Here is a 2,893-nt window from a genome sequence, read left to right as displayed (position 1 = left end):
GCCCCGGCCCCTGCCCGGGCACCGGGGCGCGCTCAGTGCCCCGCCTCGTGCCAGGAGCGGCCCGCACCGACGGAGACCTCCAGGGGCACCGCGAGGTCGGCGGCCCCGGCCATGGTGCGCCGCAGCAGGTCCTCCAGCCGCTCGCGCTCGCCGGGGGCCACCTCGACGACGAGCTCGTCGTGCACCTGCAGCAGCAGCCGCGAGCGCAGCCCCTGCTCGCGCAGGCCGCGGTCCAGGTCGAGCATGGCGACCTTGATGATGTCGGCGGCCGAGCCCTGGATGGGGGCGTTCAGGGCCATGCGCTCGGCCATCTCCCGGCGCTGGCGGTTGTCGCTGGTCAGGTCGGGCAGGTAGCGGCGCCGCCCCATGATGGTCTCGGTGTAGCCGACCCGGCGGGCCTCCTCCACGACGCCGTGCAGGTAGTCGCGCACGCCGCCGAACCGGGCGAAGTAGTCGTCCATGAGGCCGCGGGCCTCCTCGGTGGAGATCTTCAGCTGGTTCGACAGGCCGAAGGCGGACAGCCCGTAGGCCAGCCCGTAGGACATCGCCTTGATCTTGGCGCGCATGTCGGGGGTGACCTCGGCGGGGGCGACGCCGAAGACGCGGCTGCCGACGTAGCGGTGCAGGTCCTCGCCGGAGGCGAAGGCGGCGATGAGGCCCTCGTCGCCGGACAGGTGCGCCATGATGCGCATCTCGATCTGGGAGTAGTCGGCCGTCAGCAGGCTCTCGTAGGTGGTGCCCCCGCCGTCGCGGCCGACGACGAAGGCGGCGCGGATGCGGCGGCCCTCGTCGGTGCGGATGGGGATGTTCTGCAGGTTGGGGTCGGTCGAGCTCAGCCGGCCGGTGGCGGCGATCATCTGCTGGAAGGTGGTGTGCACCCGGCCGTCGTCGGCCACGGACTTGCGCAGCCCCTCGACGGTCTGGCGCAGCCGGGAGGCGTCGCGGTGCTCCAGCAGGTGCTGCAGGAACGGGTGCTCGGTCTTGACGTACAGGGCGGCCAGGGCGTCGGCGTCGGTGGTGTAGCCGGTCTTGGTGCGCTTGGTCTTGGGCATGCCCAGCTGGTCGAAGAGCACGGTCTGCAGCTGCTTGGGCGAGCCAAGGTTGATCTCGGCGCCGATGACCTCGTGCGCCTGGCGCTGGGCGAGGGCCACGCGCTCGGCGAAGTGGCCCTCCAGCTCCGCGAGCAGGTCGTCGTCGACGGCGATGCCGACGCGCTCGGCGCGGGCGAGGACGTCGACCAGCGGCAGCTCCACGTCGCGCAGCAGGCGGGTGCCGCCGCGGGTCTCCAGCTCGGCGGCCAGGACGTCGGCGAGCTCGTTGATGGCCAGGGCGCGGACCATGTGCTCGGCGGCGCGGTCGTGCTGCTCGGCGCCGACGGGCCCGTCGCCGGCGTCCAGGGCGAGCTGCTCGTCGCCGGCGGGGGCCTCCTGCGCGCCGGCGCCCTCGGCGCGCAGCTCGCGCTTGAGGTGGCGCACGGCGAGGTCGGCGAGGTCGTAGCTGCGCTGGTCGGGGCGGCACAGGTAGGCGGCCAGGGCGGTGTCCATGACGACCCCGGCCAGCGGCCAGCCGCGGGCGGCCAGGGCGTGGCTGGGGCCCTTGACGTCGTGGGCGACCTTGGGCGCGGCGGGGTCGGCGAGCCAGGCGGCCAGGGCGCGCTCGTCGCCGTCGGTGAGGGCGGTGGGGTCGATCCAGGCGGCGACGCCGTCGGCGCCGGCGAGCGCCAGGGCCGTGACGTCGCCGGTGCCGCGGGCCCACTGCCCGGCCACGTGCAGGCCGGTGCGGCCGGTGGCGTGCTCGGTGAGCCAGGGGGCCACCTCGTCCTCCAGCAGGACCGCGCCGTCCACGCCGAAGCCGGCCTCGGTCTCGGGCTCGGCGGACTCCAGGGTGGCGAAGAGGCGGTCGCGCAGGACGCGGAACTCCAGGCCGTCGAAGACGGTGTGGACCTGCTCGCGGTCCCAGGCGCGGCGCACGAGGTCGTCGGGGGCCACCGCCAGGGGCAGGTCGCGCACGAGGGCGTTGAGGCGGCGGTTGCGGATGACGCCGTCGAGGTGGGCGCGCAGGCTCTCGCCGGCCTTGCCCTTGATGCGGTCGGCGTCGGCGATGACGCCGTCGAGGCCGTCGTACGTGGTGATCCACTTGGCGGCGGTCTTGGGGCCCACGCCGGGCACGCCGGGCAGGTTGTCGGAGGTCTCCCCAACGAGGGCGGCGAGGTCGGGGTAGCGCTCGGGGGGCACGCCGTAGCGCTCCTCGACCACCTCGGGGGTCATGCGCAGCAGGTCGGAGACGCCCTTGCGCGGGTACAGGACGGTGACGGTCTCGCGCACCAGTTGCAGGGCGTCGCGGTCGCCGGTGGAGATGAGCACCTCGAACCCGGCGGCGACGGCGCTCTCGGTGAGGGTGGCGATGACGTCGTCGGCCTCGTAGCCGTCCATCTCCACCACGGGCACGCGCAGGGCCTCGAGGACCTCCTTGACGAGCTCGACCTGGCCGCGGAACTCGTCGGGGCTCTTCAGGCGGGTGGCCTTGTAGTCGGCGTAGGCCTCGGTGCGGAAGGTGCTGCGGGAGACGTCGAAGGCGACGGCGAGGTGCGTGGGCTCCTCGTCGCGCAGGACGTTGATGAGCATGGACGTGAACCCGTAGACCGCGTTGGTGGGCTGGCCGGTGCTGGTGGCGAAGTTCTCCACCGGCAGGGCGTAGAAGGCGCGGTAGGCCAGCGAGTGGCCGTCGACGAGCAGCAGGCGGGGACGGGTCTGCTCGGCGCCGGTGCTGCGCGCGGCCGTGCGCGGGGCCGTGCGGCGGGTCGTCGAGGCGGCAGCTGGGGTCACGTCGGCCAGGGTAGTCAGGGTGTCGGACGCGGGGCGGGGCGGCGCGGGCGCACCGCCCCGCCCACGGC

The 2,893-nt window shown here is 74.4% G+C and carries 1 protein-coding gene; it reads right to left on the bottom strand.

Going from position 1 to position 2,893, the window contains the following annotated elements:
* Positions 1-32: 32 nt before the first annotated feature.
* Positions 33-2,825 carry a DNA polymerase I gene (polA, locus tag GTR00_RS18120; RefSeq protein WP_166612975.1) on the bottom strand — a complete coding sequence of 931 codons (2,793 nt, stop codon included), beginning with the start codon at positions 2,823-2,825 and terminating at the stop codon, positions 33-35.
* Between the last annotated feature and the right edge of the window lie 68 nt (positions 2,826-2,893).

Origin of the sequence: Kineococcus indalonis (genome assembly GCF_009906395.1) — a bacterium.
Lineage (GTDB): Bacteria > Actinomycetota > Actinomycetes > Actinomycetales > Kineococcaceae > Kineococcus > Kineococcus indalonis.
The sequence above is the reverse complement of the archived record's forward strand: the minus strand, read 5'-3'. Positions and strand labels throughout refer to the sequence as shown.